This is a genomic window from Robertmurraya sp. GLU-23 (genome assembly GCF_052983275.1).
The window spans coordinates 23,149-43,543 of the sequence record NZ_JBRKCV010000017.1 but is presented as its reverse complement, the minus strand read 5'-3'; the positions used below and the strand labels follow the sequence as shown (position 1 = coordinate 43,543).

Annotated in this window: 21 protein-coding genes; 16 read left to right on the top strand and 5 right to left on the bottom strand. The window is 38.0% G+C overall.

The features are described from left to right. Positions 1-80 precede the first annotated feature (80 nt). Positions 81-263, top strand: coding sequence for a sporulation protein Cse60 (locus tag ACVBAX_RS20455; protein ID WP_066057499.1), 183 nt, complete (start codon positions 81-83; stop codon positions 261-263). Positions 264-277: 14 nt separating this feature from the next. Here ACVBAX_RS20455 and ACVBAX_RS20450 read toward each other — a convergent pair whose 3' ends face one another. After that, on the bottom strand, positions 278-1,549 hold the full coding sequence (locus tag ACVBAX_RS20450) for an NAD(P)/FAD-dependent oxidoreductase (protein WP_447118626.1): 1,272 nt from the start codon (positions 1,547-1,549) through the stop codon (positions 278-280). 202 nt (positions 1,550-1,751) lie between these two features. On the opposite strand from ACVBAX_RS20450, the gene ACVBAX_RS20445 reads away from it, so the two are divergent. Further along, positions 1,752-3,368: a putative polysaccharide biosynthesis protein gene (locus ACVBAX_RS20445; RefSeq protein WP_447118625.1), complete on the top strand. Its 1,617-nt coding sequence runs from the start codon at positions 1,752-1,754 to the stop codon at positions 3,366-3,368. A 22-nt stretch (positions 3,369-3,390) separates the two neighbouring features. Next, entirely contained in the window at positions 3,391-4,110 is a 720-nt protein-coding gene (locus ACVBAX_RS20440; protein ID WP_391558761.1) for a pseudouridine synthase, read from the top strand. 39 nt (positions 4,111-4,149) lie between these two features. On the opposite strand, the gene ACVBAX_RS20435 is transcribed toward ACVBAX_RS20440, so the two are convergent. Next, positions 4,150-4,371, bottom strand: a complete 222-nt coding sequence (locus ACVBAX_RS20435) for a DeoR family transcriptional regulator (RefSeq protein ID WP_066057490.1) — start codon at positions 4,369-4,371, stop codon at positions 4,150-4,152. Between the two features lie 350 nt (positions 4,372-4,721). On the opposite strand from ACVBAX_RS20435, the gene ACVBAX_RS20430 reads away from it, so the two are divergent. The 3 genes from ACVBAX_RS20430 to dat all read left to right on the top strand — a co-directional run bounded on the left by ACVBAX_RS20430 (position 4,722) and on the right by dat (position 8,417). Further along, a complete protein-coding gene (locus ACVBAX_RS20430) occupies positions 4,722-5,990 on the top strand; it encodes a M48 family metallopeptidase (RefSeq protein WP_447118624.1) in 1,269 nt (422 codons plus the stop codon). Between the two features lie 135 nt (positions 5,991-6,125). After that, entirely contained in the window at positions 6,126-7,538 is a 1,413-nt protein-coding gene (gene pepV, locus ACVBAX_RS20425; protein WP_447118623.1) for a dipeptidase PepV, read from the top strand. A gap of 24 nt (positions 7,539-7,562) precedes the next feature. Next, positions 7,563-8,417 carry a D-amino-acid transaminase gene (gene dat / locus ACVBAX_RS20420; RefSeq protein ID WP_447118622.1) on the top strand — a complete coding sequence of 285 codons (855 nt, stop codon included), beginning with the start codon at positions 7,563-7,565 and terminating at the stop codon, positions 8,415-8,417. Positions 8,418-8,457: 40 nt separating this feature from the next. On the opposite strand, the gene cysK is transcribed toward dat, so the two are convergent. Next, on the bottom strand, positions 8,458-9,384 hold the full coding sequence (gene cysK / locus ACVBAX_RS20415; protein ID WP_447118621.1) for a cysteine synthase A: 927 nt from the start codon (positions 9,382-9,384) through the stop codon (positions 8,458-8,460). 210 nt (positions 9,385-9,594) lie between these two features. On the opposite strand from cysK, the gene thpR reads away from it, so the two are divergent. The 5 genes from thpR to ACVBAX_RS20390 all read left to right on the top strand — a co-directional run bounded on the left by thpR (position 9,595) and on the right by ACVBAX_RS20390 (position 15,275). Then, positions 9,595-10,158, top strand: a complete 564-nt coding sequence (thpR, locus tag ACVBAX_RS20410) for an RNA 2',3'-cyclic phosphodiesterase (protein ID WP_447118620.1) — start codon at positions 9,595-9,597, stop codon at positions 10,156-10,158. A gap of 29 nt (positions 10,159-10,187) precedes the next feature. Next, complete coding sequence (locus tag ACVBAX_RS20405) at positions 10,188-11,168, top strand: NERD domain-containing protein (RefSeq protein ID WP_447118619.1); 981 nt, start codon at positions 10,188-10,190, stop codon at positions 11,166-11,168. A 20-nt stretch (positions 11,169-11,188) separates the two neighbouring features. Then, complete coding sequence (locus tag ACVBAX_RS20400) at positions 11,189-12,157, top strand: diacylglycerol/lipid kinase family protein (RefSeq protein WP_447118618.1); 969 nt, start codon at positions 11,189-11,191, stop codon at positions 12,155-12,157. Continuing rightward, the gene (gene pulA / locus ACVBAX_RS20395) at positions 12,154-14,292 is read left to right on the top strand and encodes a type I pullulanase (RefSeq protein ID WP_447118617.1); all 2,139 of its coding nucleotides are present in this window, start codon (positions 12,154-12,156) and stop codon (positions 14,290-14,292) included. The genes ACVBAX_RS20400 and pulA overlap by 4 nt, the downstream gene beginning before the upstream one ends. A gap of 197 nt (positions 14,293-14,489) precedes the next feature. After that, positions 14,490-15,275 carry a phosphotransferase gene (locus tag ACVBAX_RS20390; RefSeq protein WP_447118616.1) on the top strand — a complete coding sequence of 262 codons (786 nt, stop codon included), beginning with the start codon at positions 14,490-14,492 and terminating at the stop codon, positions 15,273-15,275. Here ACVBAX_RS20390 and ACVBAX_RS20385 read toward each other — a convergent pair. Next, a complete protein-coding gene (locus tag ACVBAX_RS20385; protein WP_447118615.1) occupies positions 15,263-15,541 on the bottom strand; it encodes a YtzH-like family protein in 279 nt (92 codons plus the stop codon). The two genes, ACVBAX_RS20390 and ACVBAX_RS20385, sit on opposite strands and share 13 nt — an antisense overlap. Positions 15,542-15,719: 178 nt before the next feature. Between ACVBAX_RS20385 and trmB the strand changes: the two genes are divergently transcribed. The 3 genes from trmB to ACVBAX_RS20370 all read left to right on the top strand — a co-directional run bounded on the left by trmB (position 15,720) and on the right by ACVBAX_RS20370 (position 18,197). Then, positions 15,720-16,364 carry a tRNA (guanosine(46)-N7)-methyltransferase TrmB gene (gene trmB / locus ACVBAX_RS20380; RefSeq protein ID WP_447118614.1) on the top strand — a complete coding sequence of 215 codons (645 nt, stop codon included), beginning with the start codon at positions 15,720-15,722 and terminating at the stop codon, positions 16,362-16,364. 89 nt (positions 16,365-16,453) lie between these two features. Further along, entirely contained in the window at positions 16,454-17,263 is an 810-nt protein-coding gene (speD, locus tag ACVBAX_RS20375; RefSeq protein ID WP_447118613.1) for an adenosylmethionine decarboxylase, read from the top strand. Between the two features lie 94 nt (positions 17,264-17,357). Beyond that, positions 17,358-18,197 (top strand): YtnP family quorum-quenching lactonase, encoded by an 840-nt coding sequence (locus ACVBAX_RS20370; RefSeq protein WP_447118612.1) that lies wholly within the window; start codon positions 17,358-17,360, stop codon positions 18,195-18,197. Between the two features lie 26 nt (positions 18,198-18,223). Here the strand turns inward: ACVBAX_RS20370 and ACVBAX_RS20365 are convergent, their stop codons facing one another. Beyond that, positions 18,224-18,535, bottom strand: coding sequence for a PepSY domain-containing protein (locus tag ACVBAX_RS20365; RefSeq protein ID WP_447118611.1), 312 nt, complete (start codon positions 18,533-18,535; stop codon positions 18,224-18,226). A gap of 160 nt (positions 18,536-18,695) precedes the next feature. Here ACVBAX_RS20365 and ACVBAX_RS20360 point away from each other — a divergent pair, with 160 nt between their 5' ends. Beyond that, the gene (locus ACVBAX_RS20360) at positions 18,696-19,769 is read left to right on the top strand and encodes a M42 family metallopeptidase (RefSeq protein WP_447118610.1); all 1,074 of its coding nucleotides are present in this window, start codon (positions 18,696-18,698) and stop codon (positions 19,767-19,769) included. 59 nt (positions 19,770-19,828) lie between these two features. After that, complete coding sequence (locus ACVBAX_RS20355) at positions 19,829-20,359, top strand: DUF84 family protein (RefSeq protein WP_447118609.1); 531 nt, start codon at positions 19,829-19,831, stop codon at positions 20,357-20,359. Positions 20,360-20,395: the final 36 nt, after the last annotated feature.

The following is a 20,395-nucleotide window of genomic DNA, read 5'->3' as shown; positions in this document are numbered from 1 at the left end:
CCTAGGAAACTAGGCTTTTTTTTATGCTTTTAAAATATCTGAATTTTGTTAATACTCTATAATAAAAGGGAGTGAGACTAATGATTCAGGTAAAACTGTTTGATGAGGAGCATGAAAAAGACCTTGAAAAGAAAATGAATCGTTTTCTCGAAAAGGTAGATGAACAAAAGCTAGTTGATATTAAATACAATATTGCTGCCTTACCAGAAGACGTGGATGAGCAAATTTATTGTTTTACCGCCATGATTATATATAAAGCCTGAGGAAGAAAACATCCTCAGGCTTGACTTAAAGCATATTCAGCACTATTCACTCCAGCTAATCGTCCCGTTACGAGGGCAGAAGTAATATTATACCCACCAGTATATCCGTGGATATCTAGTATCTCCCCACAAAAATACAACCCATCAACAAGCTTGGATGCCATTGTTTGCGGTTCAACCTCTTTCACAGACACTCCGCCACCTGTAACGAAAGCTTTTTCAAGGGAAAGAGTTCCATTCACCTTAAACTGAAACTGTTTGCAAGCTTTTACAAAGTTTCGAAGCTTATCATGGGAAATGACACCACCCTGTTCGTTTGCATCGATGTCAGCAACCTGTAATAAAAACAATAAATAGCGTTCGGGCAAATACCCCTTAAGTATATTTTTTACACTTTTCTTTGGGTCGGCTTTTACCATCGCAATGATTTCCTGGAATAGTGGTTCCTCTTTTTTACCAGGAAGGGCATCAATACTCATTACCACTTCCTTTAGATCCCATTTTTTCATCGCCTTCACCACATACTGGCTGCAACGAAGAACTGCCGGGCCACTAATCCCAAAGTGAGTGAAAATCATATCCATCTCATGGGTGATGAGAGGCTTGCCCTTTGGATTTAACACACTAAGGCCTACTCCACGTAATGACAATCCTTGAAGCTCCTTTGACTGAATAAAAGGTTCATTTGAAGTAATAGGAACTTCGGTTGGAAATAGGTCAGTGATTGTGTGTCCTGCCTTTTCCGCCCAAGCATATCCGTCTCCCGTTGAACCTGTATGAGGAACAGACTTTCCACCGACTGCTAAAATAATCGCAGAGGCAGAGTATCTTTCTTTGTTTTTTAATCGTACTGTAACCGCCTTGCCATTTTCAAACTCGACTGTTTCGACTGGGGAGTTTGTCAGGATATCCACTCTAAGCTCTTTCATCCTTCTGATCATTGCATCAACAACAGATTGTGCTTTATCTGAAACAGGAAACATCCGTCCATGGTCTTCCTCTTTTAGTTGAATTCCAAGCTTTTCAAAAAAGGAAATGATATCCTCGTTACTAAATATCGAAAACGCGCTATATAAAAATCGACCATTACCAGGGATATGCTTGATAATTTCATCCACTGGAAGTCGATTCGTCACATTACACCGACCACCACCAGATATAGCAAGCTTTCTCCCTAGCTTGTCTCCTTTATCAATTAAAAGCACCTTAGCTCCTTTTTCACCTGCAGCAATGGAAGCCATTAAACCAGAAGGGCCACCACCGATGACGATTACGTCATAATTCATATCAATCACCAACTTTCATTACATCATTATAAGACAGCTTGCATAGAAAGAAAACTTTTCCACAAAAAGTAGCATCAAAGCACGGAGTTGTGTACACTCAAATTAGGTTCACACAAAAATCACAGTTTTTTTCAAACTTTATGATAAAATATGAATTTGGCGTTTGAAATCATTTCTGCATTTCTACATAGGAAGGGATCACATGCAATCTAAGTTATTACGAGGAACATTTATTCTAACTTTAGGAACATTTATTTCAAAATTATTAGGTCTTTTTTATGTTATTCCGTTTGCAAGGATTGTAGGAGAGACAGGGACCGTCCTGTATCAATATTCCTATGTTCCTTATACCATATTTATTAGTCTTGCAACCGCTGGAGTACCTCTAGCTGTAGCTAAATTTATTTCTAAATATAATGCCATGGATGAATATGCGGTTGGCAGGAGGCTCTTTAAGTCAGGATTAGTCGTCATGCTTGGGACAGGTTTGGCTGCCTTCCTAATTCTATATTTATCAGCACCAATTGTTGCAGACATAATCATTGCTGATCATGACAAACAAACCAACCCAAAAGATATTGTAACAGTCATTCGAGCAGTAAGTTTTGCTCTTATCATAATTCCGTTTATGAGTTTAATACGCGGATTTTTTCAAGGTCATCAATCGATGGGACCTTCGGCTGTGTCACAGGTGGTTGAACAGATTGTTCGAATCGCTTTTCTATTATCGGGAGCCTTTATCGTCCTAAATGTAATGAAAGGTGAAGTTGTTACTGCCATTAGTATTGCAACATTCTCAGCCTTCGTTGGAGGTTTGGGTAGTTTATTTGTTCTCTTTTGGTATTGGTATAAGAGAAAGCCACATCTTGATGAATTACTTCTACAAGATAAGGGAACCGTTCAAGTATCATTAAAAGATATGTACAAGGAAATTCTGATTTATTCGATTCCATTTATTCTTGTTGGAATTGCCAATCCTTTATTCCAATGGATTGATACGATGACCTTTAACAGGGCAATGACTTCGATTGGTCTTGGAAGTATTTCAGAAATAGAGCTTGCTAAATTAAGCTTTAATACCCATAAGTTAGTGATCATTCCTGTATCGTTGGCAACGGCTTTTTCATTAACACTAGTGCCTAGTATTACTCAAGCCTTTATTTCAAAAGACCAAAAGGCAGTAAACAAGCAACTCAACCAAACCTTTCAGGTGCTGATGTTCATCACCTTGCCAGCTGCACTTGGACTTTCACTACTTGCTGAGCCTGCGTATACGGTTTTTTACGGACCTAATGCATCTGGGACTGACATCCTCCAGTTATATGCACCAGTTGCGGTTTTGTTTGCCCTTTACTCAGTGACAGCAGCGATATTACAAGGAATTGACCAGCAAAAGTTCACCATACTAAGCCTGTTAGTAGGAATTCTGGTGAAGCTCTCCCTAAATATTCCATTCATAAAGTGGTTTGAGACAGACGGAGCAATTTACGCAACCGCACTTGGTTACGGAGTTGCGATTGCGATTAATTTGGTCGTTATTAAAATATTCTCTGGGTATCGTTTCCGCCTCGTTTTGCGGAGAGGATTGCTGATTGTTATTTTTAATGTGCTTATGATACTCGTAGCAGCCCTTGTATACTATTTAACAACACTGGTTTTATCTCCAAAATCTGAGATGGAGTCTATTATTATTATCCTCCTCTCAGCAGCAGCTGGCGCAGGAATTTATGTATATTTAAGCTTTAAAACTCGCCTCATCTACTTTTTATTTGGTGAACGTGTGGAAAGAATCATGAAGAAGGTCAAACTAAGAGGGTAAGACTCCACTGGGAGGGAAACAATTGCGTATTGATAAAATGCTTGCTAATTTAGGCTATGGAAGTAGAAAAGATGTAAAAAAACTGTTAAAAGACGGCGCAGTAGTCGTGAATGATAAAGTAATAAAAGATTCCAAACAACATATTGATCCAGACAATGACGTGGTTACCTTAAATGGAGAGGTAGTCGAGTACAAGGAATTTGTTTATTTAATGATGAACAAACCACCTGGTGTCATATCAGCTACTGAAGATAATCATGATGAGACAGTGATTGATCTGCTTGAATATGAGGATCAAGTGTTTGAACCGTTTCCAGTGGGACGCCTTGATAAAGATACGGAAGGACTCTTATTGATAACAAACGATGGGCAGCTATCTCATCGTTTGTTATCTCCAAAGAAGCACGTACCCAAAACTTACTTCGCAGTTATTGAAGGAATGGTCACTAACGATGATGGGGAAGCTTTTCAAAAGGGAGTCACACTCGATGATGGGTATGTGACGAAGCCAGCCTATTTAACGATTTTGAAATCAGGAATAACATCTGATATTGAGCTAACGATTACAGAAGGGAAATTCCATCAAGTAAAACGAATGTTTGAAGCCGTAGGAAAAAGAGTCATTTATTTAAAAAGATTATCAATGGGACCACTAAAGCTTGATGAGACTCTAGAATTAGGGGAGTATCGAGAATTAACGGACGAGGAACTAGAAGAGTTAATCAATTATGAAGTGAAATAAAGAGTTCGCCCTTCCGATGAGGGAAGGGCGAACCGTCATTTAAGATGATATTTTTACCTTTTTTTCGGTTGTTGTCCATTTTCCACGACTTGGACTTTCGACTAGGTCATTATAAGCTAAAACATTTAGATCTCTCTGGATCGTTCGAGGAGTGATACCAAATTCCTCCACAAGCTCTTGCGTCGTGACAATTCCATGGTTATTAATAAACATGTAGATGGATTTGATACGGTTTAACATCCGGTTAGTCGAAGGTTTCAAAAAACCACTCCCTATCCTTTTTTCAAACCTTTGGCAAATAGCTACAACGGACGACTTCTTGAAGATGACTCTCCAAATGTATGTAAGCTTCTTTTCCCTAGACAACCCCTTTACAAGTGAATTATAAGCTGACTAAATGAAAATGTCTTTTCTTGTAGATTATTGTACTCTTATTTACAGATAATTTCTACTTTTACATAATAATTTAATAAAACGGTAATCTTTTCTTTAAAATATCCCTCCTTTTTCTTGCTGCTGTTACATTCTATTACTTAAGTCATACCGGTTATGATAAGAAATTTGATTTTTGAAAAAATAGGACAATAATAATTTGAAAGGAATGACACAGATTGAATACTTATTTACCTTCACAGCTTGTCCATCGCAAAGAGAATATCTATTTTGCACTTGTTTTAACTTTTAGTATTTTAACCTATCTCTTTTTAGTTTTTTCTATTCTAGGTATTGGAATTATTATCGTCATGGTCCTCTTATCCGTATTTTTTCATGGATTAATGGTCGGAGGCATTAGAAGAAATGGCGTACGTATAAGTGAAGAACAATTTCCTATCCTTTATCAAAAGGCACAGGAAATGGCCGCACAAATGGGCTTAGAAAAGATGCCCCAAATGTATGTTATTGAATCACAAGGAACATTAAATGCATTTGCGACCAGATTTTTTGGGAGAAATATGGTGGTCCTTTATTCGGAGATATTTGAACTTATTGAAAGAGATGCAGAAGATGAAGTACTATTTGTTCTTGCTCATGAGTTTGCTCATTTAAAAAGGAAGCATGTAACGGTGAATTTTCTTCTATTACCAGCCATGTGGGTCCCTTTTTTAGGAGATGCCTACTTACGGGCATGTGAATATACATGCGACCGTTATGCAACCTATTACTCTGGATCACTACCAGCATCAAAAAACGCTTTGACCATTTTAGCAATTGGGAAGGAGCTTTATAAAAAGGTCAACAAAGAGTCATATATGAGACAAATAGAATCGGAAGCAGGCTTCTTTGTTTGGTTAAATGAAAAGCTCTCTACACATCCTCATCTGCCAAAAAGATTATATGAAGTTGATAAATTCTTTTCAGAAACAGAAGTGGAGACGTTAAAGGAACCAAAAAGAGGAATCGTAATTGGAGTAATCGTAGCTTTATTTCTATCACTTGTATTTGCTGGCGGCGTGTATATGACCTACAAGGTACTAGAGAAGTTCAATGTATTCTCTGAAGCTTTTGAAATCGAGGGCATGACACCCCTAATGGAGGCAGCAAGTGAGAACGATACGGATGCCATATCCACTCTTTTAGATGAAGGTGCTGATGTAAATGAAGCAGATAGTGAAGGCTCAACTGCTCTACATTGGGCGGTTTACTCGGGTTACTATGATGCTGCAGCTTTATTACTTGAAAATGGGGCAGATGCCAATACGGTCGATATATATGATGCCACCCCACTCATCAGTGCTGTTTTTGCGGAGGACGTAGAAATGGTAAAGCTATTGTTAGAATACGGGGCAGATGCCAACTACATAGATGCCTCTGGCTACACCGCCTATGATTACGCATTAGATTACGAAAATGCCGAACTGCAAGAGCTACTGGGTCCATAAGAAAAATGCTGTCCAAAAAAAGGACAGCATTTTTTATTTTGAAACTTCTTCTAGGAATGGTCATTGCGGTTGTCTTTTCCTGCACGGGGATATATTATTTAAGTCAAGTAGATTGGATTTTTTAGGAGGATTTTCGTGACAAACATCAATTGGTTTTCAGAAGTCGAAAAAAGAAAAGATTCATTAATTGAAGATACAAGAAAGCTTTTACAAATAAAAAGCGTTCTAGATGAAGAAAATGCCACTGATGATGCACCGCTTGGACAGGGGGTAAAGGATGCACTCGTCCACATGCTTGAACTTGGGAAGTCTGATGGCTTTGCAATCAAGAATGTAGGAAATCTTGCTGGGCATGTAGAATTTGGAGAAGGACAGGAAAGCGTCGGCATTCTTTGTCACGTTGATGTGGTGCCAGAAGGAGATGGATGGTCGAGTGATCCGTATGCAGCAGAAATTCGTGATGGAAATATATATGCTCGTGGGGCCATTGATGATAAGGGACCAACAATGGCCGCTTATTATGCGATGAAAATTGTAAAAGAACTTCAATTACCTCTTTCGAAAAGAGTGAGAATGATCATTGGAACGGATGAAGAAAGCAACTGGCGCTGTGTGGAGCATTATTTTGAACAGGAAGAGATGCCGACTATGGGTTTTGCGCCAGATGCTGATTTCCCAATCATATTTGCTGAAAAAGGAATCTCGGATTTTGACATTGTGCAAAGGGTTTACGAAACGGAGGAAAACAGTGGAACCACTGTTTTATCTTTTCAAGCAGGCAGACGCTACAATATGGTTCCAGACTTCGCCAAGGTGGCCTTACATACCAATCAAGAAGAAACACATATTATTCAAGAATTCCAAACCTTCCTAAATGAGCAACAGCTGAATGGAAAATACTTACTTGATAATGGAGAACTTATTTTAGAACTAGAAGGAGTATCTGTGCATGGGATGGAACCTGATCTTGGGAAAAATGCCGGCATCCTTCTCGCTGTTTTCCTAAATAAATTATCGCTAAGTGGCCTAGCCAAACAGTATTTTTCGTTTATTCAAACCTATTTCTATCAAGATAGCCGTGGAAAACAATTGGGAATTGCTTATACAGATGAGATCTCTGGGGATCTTACGATGAACGTTGGTAAACTTTCCTTTACAAAAGAAAATGGCGGGATGTTAGGAATCAATCTTCGTTACCCAGTTACAGCTGAACTTGATCAAATACAGGAAAAGCTAGCTCCTGTTCTACATGAACAAGGGTTTGAGGTTCAAAATATATCAGACTCCAAACCTCATCATGTGGATGAAAAGGATTTTCTAATTCAAACCCTGAAAAAGGTTTATGAAGAACAAACAGGTGAGAAGGCAGAGTTGCTTGCGATTGGTGGGGGCACTTATGCACGTTCACTGCAATCAGGAGTTGCCTTTGGGCCATTATTCCCAGGTCGACCGGACGTGGCTCACCAAAAGGATGAGTATATGGTTGTAGAGGATTTGCTAAAAGCAACAGCAATCTATGCTCAAGCCTTATATGAATTAGCTAAATAAATAGAGAACAAAGGGAGTGTATGTATGGAATACGTTATTGTGGGTGGAGAAATAGTAGATCGTGAAATTGCAACGGTAGATATTGAAGATCGTGGCTATCAGTTCGGCGATGGTGTTTATGAAGTAATACGGGTGTATAATGGAAAAATGTTTACGGCAAAAGAGCATTTGAATCGATTGCAGGAAAGTGCGGAAAAGATAAGCATTCAAATACCTTATCAACCGTCGGAACTAGAGGAAATGTTAAAAGGTCTTATTGAGAAAAATGGGCTGGCAAATGGCATTATTTATATGCAATTTACAAGAGGGGCGTCTCCGCGTAATCATGCCTTCCCTCACAACGTAGCTCCTACTTTTGTTGCATATACGAGAAAAGTGGACCGTCCGGTTAGCAGTATGCAAGAAGGCATAAAGGCTATATTCATTGAAGACATTCGATGGCTTCGCTGTGATATTAAGAGTCTCAATTTACTAGGAAATCTACTTGCTAAACAAAAAGCAGTTGAAGCTGGTTGCTTTGAGGCCATACAACATCGAGGGGATATCGTAACAGAAGGAAGTTCCTCTAATGTTGCCATTGTGAAAAACGGAACGGTTATCACTCATCCTGCGAACAACTTGATATTAAACGGAATTACAAGGCAAAAAGTAAAGCAAGTATGTGAGCAAAATCAAATTCCTTTTGAAGAAAGAGAATTCACAGTTGAAGAGGTTTTACGTGCAGATGAAGTATTTTTATCTGGAACAACCGTGGAGGTAACACCCATTGTAGAAGTTGAGAAGAAAAAAATTTCTGAAGGAACTCCAGGTGAAGTTACGAAAAAGCTTCAGCAGTTGATAAAGGACGAAATAGAGAAGGAATGCGGATCGATAGAGTAACTAAAATAGGCTGCCTACTAGGGCAGCCTTCTCTAGTATCTTAAGAAAATAAATCACTTGAAAGATATCTTTCACCGGTATCGCATGCGATGCAGACAACCACGTCATCAGGGCCAAGAGTTTTAGCAACTTCAATGGCAGCGTAGCAAGCGGCACCTGAGGATGGTCCAACTAATATTCCTTCTTCACTAGCCAATCTTCTTGTGATTGAGTAGGCATCTTCATCTGTAATTTTATGAATCTGGTCGTATACATCCTGGTTTAGTATTTCAGGTATAAATCCTGGGCTCGTTCCTACTAATTTATGCTTCCCGGGCTGGCCCCCAGAAAGGACTGGGGAGCCTGCAGGTTCCACTACATGAACTTGCAAATTTGAATAATGTTCTTTTAACAATTCACCCGTTCCAGTGATCGTCCCTCCTGTTCCAGCAGTGGCAACAAATGCGGAAAGGGGCTTACCAATTTCCTTCATCGCCCCAACAATTTCAAGAGCGGTAGAGTGTCTGTGTGCATCTGGATTTGCTTCGTTTTCAAATTGCATAGGTAAATAACTATTAGGTATTTCTTTCGCAAGCTCTTGTGCCTTTTTAATCGACCCAGGCATTTTTTCATCACCTGGTGTTAAAACAACTTCAGCACCGTATGCCTTTAATAAATTTATGCGTTCCTTAGTCATGGTATCAGGCATGACTAATATGGAACGGTATCCTCGGGCTGCAGCATTCATGGCTAGTCCAATTCCTGTGTTCCCGCTTGTCGGCTCAATAATGGTTGCTCCTTTTTTTAATAATCCCTTCTGTTCAGCTGTAATAATCATGTTGAATGCAGCACGATCCTTTACGCTTTTACTAGGATTAAAAAATTCGAGTTTTAAATAGACGGAAGCACCATTATTTGGGGCCAAACGATTTAATTTAAGTAAAGGGGTTTCCCCAATTAGTTCTGCAATATTTTGAACAACTTTCATCTAATGTTCTCCTAACCTTCAATTATTTTCCTTAGAATTCGAAATTTTTACTACAAAAATGGGAAATGTAACATATAAAAGAGAATAACTTTATTATACCTAAAGAGGTATATTGTATTCAAACATATGTGCTTCATGTAATCGTCATTTTTTCGATTCAGTTACAATCTCTGTTAAAATATAAGAAAGCTTGAAAGGTTTGAAAAATTAATGGATAAAAAAACTCATTTTTTTTATGCAGTAAAAATACCAAGTGATACGAAAAAACTTGTATATAATAAACTACTTCCAATCCAAAAAGAATTTCCTTTTCAAAAATGGGTTCATCCTGAGGATTATCATATTACTCTAGCCTTTTTAGGTAACTCAGAAATAGGCATGTTGGAAAAGTCGATTCAACTTGTATCAGATGCACTTAAGAAAGAAAATACGTTTCCTTTAGAAATGGAAGGACTAGATACTTTTGGAAAAAAGGAGTCTCCAAGAATCTTTTGGGTGCGATTAGTGGAACAAATATGTTTATACGAAGTAAGGAAAAAGGTATTTCATGCTTGTGAGTTAGCGGGTTATTCCCTAGAGAAGAGAGCGTTTCATCCACATATAACAGTAGCAAGAAAGTGGAAGGGTGATACCCTATTTACGCCTGAATCACTACAACAAAAGAACCCTTTTGTTCGTGACACGATCTCGTTTGTTGCTAATGAAATGGTGTTATACCAGACACATTTGGAAAGAGAACCAAAATACGAGGTTATTCAATCTTTTAAGTTATAGATCATCTGTTTATAGAAAGGAAAACCCGTATGGGACAATTAATTAAACTGCAAGATTATGTTTCACGTTACGAACAAAATATTTATGAATATCCAACTAGATATGTAAGGTTGAAAAAGCAGCAATGGGAAAAAATCTATTCTCTCTGGGAGTCAGATTCTATTATTGAGAGCATTCAACCCGTCTCAACGAATTGGTTAGAAGAAGATAAACAGCCTTTAGTTGATCGTATGAAGGGGTTTTTTAAAAGAGAAAGAAAAGACGAAGTAGCGCTGGAGAAGGAGATACAATCGGAGGTACAAGAATCTTCAGGTCTCTCATTTTCCCCTTCTTTTACCTTTAAACCAGCTACTGAAGTTGAGCTCAAGCATCAATTTCTTGACCAATTATTTCGTTTTCAAATGAAATGGGCGAGCACAACCTTGTTAGAGCAATCAAATATCAGTAAGAAGTATTTGTATGATCACAGACTTAAGTACTTTTTGCAACGCTTTCCCGATACAACGCTCGTGATGTATGAGCCAATCTTTCTATTGAAAAAAGCTCCGGTAGAAGTAGAGACGATCTTGATCACTCCAACAGATGTGTGGTGTATCAGTTTCTTAGAGGAAGAGGACCATACTGTATTTCAAGGGACGAAAGAAAGGTTTTGGATAAAGCGTCATCAAGATCAGGAACAAAAGGTGCTAAATCCACTTATTGGACTTAATCGTACAGAAAAAATTGTAAAGAAAATATTTGAGTTGTATGAAATAGAGTTGCCGATTCATAAAGTAGTATTAAGTAGAAATGGCTATATTGATTATCCTTATCCACCCTATGGTATACAACTCATTGAAAAAAGAAATTACGAAGATTGGTTTCGAACGATGAGAAGCAATAAAACTCCACTAAAGCATGCTCAGCTAAAAGCAGCACAAATGCTCCTGCAGTTTAGCCAAACAACCAGTATGCGCCGACTAGAATGGGATGTTTTAAATAAAGGGGAACAAGAAGAAAAAGAATTTTAGATACGTATGGGATGAGAAAAATGGGGAAATTATACTTTATTATTAATCCAAATGCGAAAAATGGCTACAGTTTAAAAGTATGGGCTAAAGTAGAAAAAGAATTAGAAAGAAAACAAATACCCTACGAAGCCTTTCTGACCGCTTACAAAGGAAATGGTGCTGAAATAGCGATGTTTCTTGCTAAGCAAGAAGGCGAGATAATAATCACTGTTGTTGGAGGAGATGGAACATTAAATGAGGTAGTTAATGGGGTCATCTCTATTCCACATGTTAAGGTTGGATTTATTCCCGCTGGTTCTGGAAATGATTTTGCAAGAGGATTTCAAATACCAAGAAATCCTCTTCATGCATTAACTGTATTGTTAAGAGAGAGAAAGCAAGAACCGAGGTTAGCAGACATTGGTAGAATATCAAGCTCTAGTATGGAGGACCTGTACTTCATAAATAACATGGGGGCAGGTCTAGACGGCTTAATTTCCAAACTCGCCAATCAATCTAAGGTGAAAAAGTGGCTAAATAAATTTTCCTTGGGTGGCCTAGTATACGTGTACTTGCTTATTAAGGAAATTCTTATTTTTAAACCGACAGATGTTCAACTTACTGTGGATGGAATCGTTTATGATTTTCCTGCTACTTGGTTTGTGACTGTGGCCAACCAGCCGTTTTATGGCGGAGGAATGCAAATTGCTCCAAATGCCAAAACCGATGATGGCTTGTTAAATATTATTATCGTACATCGTTTATCAAGGCTAAAAATGCTTTCTGTGTTTGTAAGCGTTTTTTGGGGTGGTCATGTCGCCTTCAAAGAAGTGAAGATGTTAACTGGACGAGAAATTCAAATATATTCTTCTACCCCAATGATGGCACATGCTGATGGTGATTATTTTGCTGAAACGCCTTTACAAATTCAGGCTTGTCAGCAGGTGTTGCCAATTAAAACAAGGGGAATAAAGAAGGATAGGGGGCAGAAGGAGCTGAAAAATGCATGATTATTATTGAAAGACTTTTTTATGCCTATTTAGATGATGTGAACATAATTACGATCTTGTTACCTATGAGTTATCATAATGGCGAGTCAAAGGAATTTTCACTTAAAGCTGGTGATCAAACGGAGAAATTAGCTATTATTGAGAAAATACGATTACATGATTCCGTTAAATATATTTGTACTACCGATAATAAACCAGAAATCGGATTGACTTATTGTGTAATGGATGAATATGGAGGAGAGACGGATCTCCAAATTGGAGCGGTTATCCGTACTCCGCAGTTTGACGAAAAATTTTACTATGACGGGCCTTTAGGGATTCAATATTCACCAGAAAGGACCATCTTTACACTTTGGGCGCCTACCGCAACACAATGTCAGCTTAAACTTGCTAGAACAGCTGACGATCAAACATGTCATTACGAAATGACTCGTATGGAAAAAGGAATATGGGTCACTACGGTAGAAGGAGATCTGGAAGGATATCACTATACTTATCTCGTTTGTGTAAATCTTCAATGGAGAGAAGCGGTAGATCCTTATGTTGTTGCTGTTACAGCTAATGGGGAAAAAGGAGTGATAGTCGATTTGAATCGAACCCCTGTGGTCAGTAAACCGCTAACAGGATTTAATTCCCCAACTGACGCTATTATTTATGAAGCACATATTAGAGACTTAACCATCCACCCAAATAGTGGAGTTACAGATAAAGGTTTATATTTAGGTGCGAGTGAACGAGATACGTTTACTAGCCACGGTCAGCTTACGGGTCTTAGCTATATAAAGAATTTAGGAGTAACTCATATTGAGCTCCTTCCGCTTCATGATTTTGCAGGTGTTGATGAGCTGGGGGATAAGGAAGATTATAACTGGGGATATAATCCAATACACTTCAATGCCCCTGAAGGAAGTTATTCATCAAATTGTCATGATCCGTATGCAAGAATCAATGAATTAAAGATGTTAATTGGCGCTGTTCATGATGAAGGACTTCGAGTGATATTGGATGTTGTATACAACCATGTATACATTAGAGAAGAATCTTCTTTTGAAAAAATTGTACCCGGCTATTTTTTTCGACATGATCAAAATGGAATGCCCTCTAATGGAACTGGAGTAGGTAATGATATTGCTTCAGAACGAAAAATGGTAAGGAAATTTATCGTCGAATCGGTACTCTTTTGGAAAAAAGAATATGGTATAGATGGGTTTCGGTTTGATTTGATGGGGATCTTAGATATAGAAACAATGAATGAAATAAGAAAATCACTTGATTTATTGGATCCTTCAACCATTATGATTGGGGAAGGATGGGATTTAAATACGCCAATTGCCATTGATACAAAGGCGAGTATTCGTAATCAGAAGAAACTTCCAAGAGTTGGTCAATTCAATGACTTCTTTAGGGATACGGTAAAGGGCAATACATTCAATCTCCATGATAAAGGCTACGCATTAGGAAATGAAAGATATTACGAGGCTGCAAAGAAAATTTTAGCAGGTAGTGTAGGTTTGAAGGAAAAGGGATTGTTTCAAGAACCGATTCAATCGGTAAATTACATTGAATCTCATGACAACCATACCTTTTGGGATAAACTCCTTATATGTGAAAAAGAGGAACCTGAGGAGATTAGAAAAAAGCAACAGAGATTGGCAACCGCATTTGTTCTCCTTTCTCAAGGGGTTCCCTTCTTACATTGTGGCCAAGAATTTTTTCGGACAAAAAAAGGTAACGGAAATAGTTATAGAGCCCCTAATGACATTAATCAAGTTGATTGGGACCGAGTATTTGAAAACAAAGAGCATGTAGATTATATCAAGGGATTAATCAAATTAAGAAAATCACATCAAGCATTCCGTTTTCATTCTACCGAACTGATTAATAAGCATATGTCTTTTTTACCAGTGGAAAAGCCCGTTATTGGATACACCCTTCGTGATGTTAGGAAATTTGGAATATGGAGTGAAATTATCGTACTACTCAATCCTCTAAAAACAGAACGTTATGTTTCGTTACCTACCGTTGATTGGCAGGTCATTGTGGACCAAAACATCGTAGAAATGAATGGGATTTATCAATTACATGAAAAAGAATTTAGTCTCCCTCAACTTAGTGTGTATGTACTAGTCAAGTAAGAAAGTATGATGTCTCTACTTGACGAAGGAAACACTAGGAGATAAAATCTATAAAAGATGGCTATTGTCGATTTTCTTTACAATAGCCGTCTTTTTTACTTGTAAGAGACTTGTGCATTGCCATGGTGAATACTTAATAGAGTAAAGCTACTTATTTATAGAAACTAACGACGCAGTTAAAATGAAGGTGAACAATTTTGGAACACTTATTTGGACAAGAGTGGGAAATCGTTCCTGCAGGAGGAGCGACAGGAGAAGCGTTTATTGCACAGCATGAAGATCAGAGGCTCTTTCTTAAACGAAATTCCTCTCCATTCCTTGCCGTATTATCAGCAGAAGGTATTGTTCCAAAGCTAATTTGGACGAAAAGGCTTGAAAACGGGGATGTAATCACTGCTCAGCAATGGTTAGAGGGCAGAGAGCTAAAGCCGCAAGATATGAATACGAAGCGAGTGGCAAAACTTCTAAAGAAAATCCACCAGTCGGAAGCCTTACTCGGCATGCTAAAAAGGATGGGGAAAACACCCTTAGAGCCTGTTCATCTTTTGTCCATTGTAGTGGAAGGGCTAGATAAGGAAGTGAAATCTCAAGCGGCCATCCAAGAGGCTCTATTATTCTTGCATCAGGAGCTCGATCGTATACATTATGAGGAAAAAGTTGTTTGTCATTGCGATGTTAATCACAATAACTGGTTGCTCACAGTAAGCAACCAGTTGTATCTCATTGATTGGGATGGCGCGATGATTGCAGACCCTGCCATAGACTTAGGGATGATGCTGTACTGGTATCTCCCGCAAGACAAATGGCGCGAATGGTTGGACATGTATGAAATAGAGCTGACGGACGAACTGATGCTACGAATGAAATGGTATACGATTGCACAGACCATTTCATCTATTCAATGGCATAAAAATAAGAATAGATACGAAGAGATGAATTACTGGGTCAATTATTTAGCTACACTGGTTGCTCAAGAAAATTGATCGATTTCTGATACCCACTGTCCAAGTTGTTCTTGGTGTGACTCGATATGTTGATCAAGTTCATTCGTATTTGTACCTTGCTGTGAATAACTGTAAATTTGTTCCAGTGTATTTTTTGTATCATGATTGAGTTCCGTGTTAACCATTAGTGATTTTACCAAACGTTCTAATTGTTCACATTCAGATACGGACCCACAACAATCGGTACTGTGATTCGTTAATATATCTTTTAATAAATTCATTTGATCTTTCTGTTCTAAAGGCATTCGATACACCCTTTCAAGGTTGCTTGAAAATACGCAAAAAGGAACTTCACATTTATGTTGTGAATTCCTTTTTTTATTTATACGTAAATTAATTATATGGACGAAGTATTAGTTTGGGTTGCAACAAAATTGTTCGCATGATATGGTTTGAACGATAGATTATTTTAGGGGTGTCAACATGCGTTTAAGAAATAAGCCTTGGGCAAAGGATAGGCTCGAATCCTATCCGCAATATGTTGTAGCAAGTCCAGAAAGCTACAAAGGAAATTGGAATAAAGTATTCGGTAATGACCAGCCTATTCATATCGAAATTGGAACAGGTAAAGGTCGTTTCATTACTGAAATGGCTAAAGCAAATCCACATATTAATTATATTGGGATTGAGGTATATAAAAGTGTAATTGTGATTGCTCTCGACCGTCTAATTGAGGAAGACCTTCCTAATCTGCGTCTAATGAACGTAAATGCTGTCGAACTTCAGAACTATTTTGCTAAGGGTGATGTTGATCAAGTTTATTTAAATTTCTCTGATCCTTGGCCAAAAACACGCCATGAGAAGAGGCGGTTAACATACAAAACCTTCCTTTCCATTTATGAAAATATTCTGGTAGATAACGGTGAGATTCATTTTAAAACAGATAATCAAGGCTTATTTGAGTTCTCTCTTAAAAGCTTTTCAGAGTACGGAATGCTTTTAAAGTATGTAAGCTTAGATCTTCATAATAGTTCTTATGAAGGGAATATTATGACAGAATACGAAGAGAAATTTTCCGCCAAAGGCTTTCGTATCAATCGTTGCGAAGTTCAATTTCAGAAAAAATAAGCAGTCCTACTATTGTAGGACTGTTTTTTTCGTAAGGAGTTGGGTAAGTTAATAATATTTACGGAGATTATGTGAAGGGGGAAGAATGAATGCTCACTCCAGAACAGCGAATTGAGTTGCATGGATTTAATAACTTAACTAAGTCACTTAGCTTCAATATGTATGATATTTGTTATACAAAAACCAGGCAGGAGCGGGAAGCTTACTTAGAGTATATTGATGAACAATATAATGCAGATCGGTTAACAAAAATTTTAAATAATGTGTCCGATATTATTGGTGCACATGTTCTAAATATTGCTCAGCAGGACTATGTACCACAGGGTGCAAGTGTGACCATTCTCGTGTCTGAAGGACCTGTAGTAGAGGTTCCCACAGAGTCAACATATGATGAATCACCAGGACCATTACCAGATAATGTTGTGTTTCAGTTAGATAAAAGTCATATCACTGTTCATACGTACCCTGAGTATCATCCATATGAAGGAATAAGTACCTTCAGAGCCGATATTGACGTTTCTACCTGTGGGGAAATTTCTCCTTTAAAAGCGTTACATTACTTAATACATTCATTTGATACAGATATTATGACTATTGATTATCGGGTACGCGGATTTACGAGGGATAAAGTTGGTCATAAATTATTTATAGACCATGATATTACTTCGATTCAAAACTTTATTCCAGACGAGATCAAAAATCAATATGATATGATTGATGTGAATGTGTACCAAGAAAACATCTTTCACACGAAGTGTAAATTGAAAAATTTTGATTTAAATAATTACTTATTTGGATACACAAAGGATTCGTTAAGCCTATATGAGCAGGAAGAAATAACAGAAAGCTTAACCTCTGAAATGGATGAAATTTTTTATGGGAAGAATTTTTTACAGTAAATTGAGTGAGTCTATTTTCTTAATAGACTCTTTTTTATATTCCTAAAAAAGGAAGGGATGGTACAATACAGGTATATGACCTAGGGGGGATGAAATGGAAACGTTGCAGTTAAACCATGTTAAGCTTACTTGGTTGAATGGTGGAGTTACTCATTTAGATGGTGGTGCCATGTTTGGTGTCGTACCGAAAGCACTTTGGTCAAAGAAATACCCTCATAACGACAAGAATCAAATTGAACTTAGAACCGACCCTATTCTAATCCAGCAGGATGGGAAAAACTTTTTGGTTGAGACTGGAATAGGGAAAGGAAAGCTCTCTGACAAACAAATAAAGAATTTCGGTGTAACAGAGGAATCAGAACTGCTACAATCCTTAGAAGTACTTGGGTTAACAAAAGAAGATATTGATTATGTCTTAATGACACATATGCATTTTGATCATGCTTGTGGGCTAACAGAAAAAGTAAATAACGAGTATGTATCTGCATTTCCTAATGCAGAAATTATCGTTTCCACAGTAGAGTGGAATGAAATGAGAAAACCAAATATTCGGTCTCAAAATACATACTGGAAAGAGAATTGGCAAAGTATAGAATTACAGGTTGTTCCCTTTGAGCAAGAGTGGGTCAACGGGAAAATAAAAATGGTTCATACTGGTGGACATAGTGATGGACATTCCATTCTTATTGTAGAGGATGACAATGAAGTGATTGTTCATATGGCAGATATCATGCCCACTCATGCCCATTTAAATCCACTTTGGGTTATGGCATATGATGATTATCCAATGAATTCGATAGAGGCAAAACAAAAGTGGCTCCAATTTGGAATGGAGAAACATGCTTGGTTTACCTTTTATCATGATGCTTTCTATCGAGCGATAAAGTGGAATGAACATTATGAAATTGTTGAGTCAGTAAAGAAAGTCATATAAGAAAAGCTGCCTTTCGGCAGCTTTTCTTATAGTGGATATACTTCTAAAATAGATCCGGTTTTTGCATCTGAAATAAATTCGTATTGTTCTAAAGTATCATTTACCGTTCGTGATACTCCACCTTTATACACATCATAGGTGATGTTATTTTTTTCAAACGGCTCGGTTGTCATTTGAATCCAAGAGCCGCTAATCGGACCTCTTTCTTTAAATTTTGCCTTTGCGTGTGTAAGGGCTTTTTCTGGGGACACTTTGCCCTTTTGGGAGACCCACTCGCTAGCTAGAAAGCCTGAAATGATTCCAACAGAAACACCAGTTAAAAATGATTTCCAGTTCATAAAGCCCCTCCTTTTACATACCAATAACTCCTTCTTCCATCATATCAAATTTTGCGTACATAATTAAGAGTGACAGCCAATAAAGTGGTAACACGTAGGAAAGTTCAGTAAAATAAGATTGTACATAAAGAGTCATGTGAATATTAGGAGGTCATAATACATGAATTCGAAGACATTACAGCTTTTTAAAACGTTAACGGAACTTCAGGGTGCATCTGGAAACGAGCATTTGGTTAGAAAGTTTATGCGTGAACAATTAACTCAGTATTCTGATGAAATCATTCAAGATAATTTAGGAAGTATTTTTGGAGTGAGGCACGGAAATGCCAATGGCCCTCGTGTTATGGTTGCAGGACATATGGACGAGGTAGGATTTATGGTTACTGCGATTACTGATAATGGGATGATTCGTTTTCAGCCATTAGGCGGCTGGTGGAGCCAAGTTCTACTAGCACAGCGTGTACAGGTCATGACAAATGACGGTCCTGTTATTGGGGTGATTGCTTCCATTCCTCCTCATCTATTGGACGAAAGTAAGAGAAGTAAGCCGATGGAAATTAGCAATATGTTGATTGATATTGGGGCAGATAGCAGGGATCATGCAAAAGAATTAGGAATTAAGCCGGGACAGCAAATAGTGCCAATCTGTCCGTTTACCCCAATGGCAAATGAAAAGAAAATAATGGCAAAGGCTTGGGATAATCGATATGGATGTGGTTTAGCTATTGAATTATTAGAAGAAGTTCAAGGAGAGACCTTACCAAACACTTTATATTCTGGAGCAACCGTTCAGGAAGAAGTTGGATTAAGAGGGGCGCAAACAGCAGCGTCATTGATAAAACCAGATATTTTCTTTGCCCTTGATGCAAGTCCTGCAAATGATGCTGCGGGTGATAAAAATGAGTTTGGTCAATTAGGAAAAGGAACGTTGCTAAGAATTCTAGATCGATCAATGGTAACCCATCGTGGGATGAGAGAGTTTGTTCTAGATACAGCAGAAACGCATAATATATCCTATCAATACTTTGTCTCCCCTGGTGGTACTGATGCTGGACGAGTGCATATTTCAAATGAAGGTGTTCCAAGTGCTGTTGTTGGTATTTGCTCTCGATACATTCATACTGCCGCTTCGATTGTTCATGTTGATGATTATGCTGCAGCAAAAGAGCTTTTAATAAAACTTGTAAAAGCTTGTGACCAGACTACAGTAGATACAATTAGACAAAATAGTTAAAAACAAGAGGAGGTAACCATTGGGAACCTCCTTTCATATTGAAGTTGAGGTGTAGGTATATGCATGTGGCAGTAGGTTCAAAAAACCAAACGAAAGTAAAAGCTGTTGAAGAGGCTTTTAAGGGATATGATGCAAAAGTTAAGGGAATGGATGTCGCATCTGGAGTAAGTGAACAACCATTTTCAGATGAAGAGACGATTCAAGGAGCCATCAATCGAGCGCAAGCAGCCCTTGAAATCAGTGGTGCAGAAATAGGGATTGGTCTTGAAGGTGGAGTACAGCAAACGAAATTTGGTATGATGTTATGTAATTGGGGGGCATTAGCTCAACATGGAACTCCCCCCATTATCAGCGGCGGAGCTAGAATCTTATTACCAAAAGAAATTGAGCATAGGCTTTTAGTAGGGGAAGAATTGGGTCCGATTATGGATGATTTCATGGATAAAGTAAATATTCGAAGCAAAGAAGGAGCAATAGGAATCTTGACGAATGGGCTTATTCCAAGGAAGGAAATGTTTCTTCACGTTAGCTCTTTGCTTGTCGGTCAATTTGAATACAGGAACATAAATGGTTTAGATACACAATTGTAACAATTGGAAGGCTTGTCATTGGATAGGGAGACGGGT

Excerpts from the sequence above, each read along its gene's own strand:
- ACVBAX_RS20365 (WP_447118611.1), bottom strand. The coding sequence starts at position 18,535 with ATGAACTGGAAATCATTTTTAACTGGTGTTTCTGTTGGAATCATTTCA.
- thpR (WP_447118620.1), top strand. The coding sequence starts at position 9,595 with ATGGATAAAAAAACTCATTTTTTTTATGCAGTAAAAATACCAAGTGAT.
- cysK (WP_447118621.1), bottom strand. The coding sequence starts at position 9,384 with ATGAAAGTTGTTCAAAATATTGCAGAACTAATTGGGGAAACCCCTTTA.
- ACVBAX_RS20370 (WP_447118612.1), top strand. The coding sequence starts at position 17,358 with ATGGAAACGTTGCAGTTAAACCATGTTAAGCTTACTTGGTTGAATGGT.
- ACVBAX_RS20385 (WP_447118615.1), bottom strand. The coding sequence starts at position 15,541 with ATGCCTTTAGAACAGAAAGATCAAATGAATTTATTAAAAGATATATTA.
- ACVBAX_RS20445 (WP_447118625.1), top strand. The coding sequence starts at position 1,752 with ATGCAATCTAAGTTATTACGAGGAACATTTATTCTAACTTTAGGAACA.
- pulA (WP_447118617.1), top strand. The coding sequence starts at position 12,154 with ATGATTATTATTGAAAGACTTTTTTATGCCTATTTAGATGATGTGAAC.
- speD (WP_447118613.1), top strand. The coding sequence starts at position 16,454 with ATGCTCACTCCAGAACAGCGAATTGAGTTGCATGGATTTAATAACTTA.
- ACVBAX_RS20450 (WP_447118626.1), bottom strand. The coding sequence starts at position 1,549 with ATGAATTATGACGTAATCGTCATCGGTGGTGGCCCTTCTGGTTTAATG.
- ACVBAX_RS20455 (WP_066057499.1), top strand. The coding sequence starts at position 81 with ATGATTCAGGTAAAACTGTTTGATGAGGAGCATGAAAAAGACCTTGAA.
- ACVBAX_RS20405 (WP_447118619.1), top strand. The coding sequence starts at position 10,188 with ATGGGACAATTAATTAAACTGCAAGATTATGTTTCACGTTACGAACAA.
- dat (WP_447118622.1), top strand. The coding sequence starts at position 7,563 with ATGGAATACGTTATTGTGGGTGGAGAAATAGTAGATCGTGAAATTGCA.
- ACVBAX_RS20400 (WP_447118618.1), top strand. The coding sequence starts at position 11,189 with ATGGGGAAATTATACTTTATTATTAATCCAAATGCGAAAAATGGCTAC.
- trmB (WP_447118614.1), top strand. The coding sequence starts at position 15,720 with ATGCGTTTAAGAAATAAGCCTTGGGCAAAGGATAGGCTCGAATCCTAT.
- ACVBAX_RS20360 (WP_447118610.1), top strand. The coding sequence starts at position 18,696 with ATGAATTCGAAGACATTACAGCTTTTTAAAACGTTAACGGAACTTCAG.
- ACVBAX_RS20355 (WP_447118609.1), top strand. The coding sequence starts at position 19,829 with ATGCATGTGGCAGTAGGTTCAAAAAACCAAACGAAAGTAAAAGCTGTT.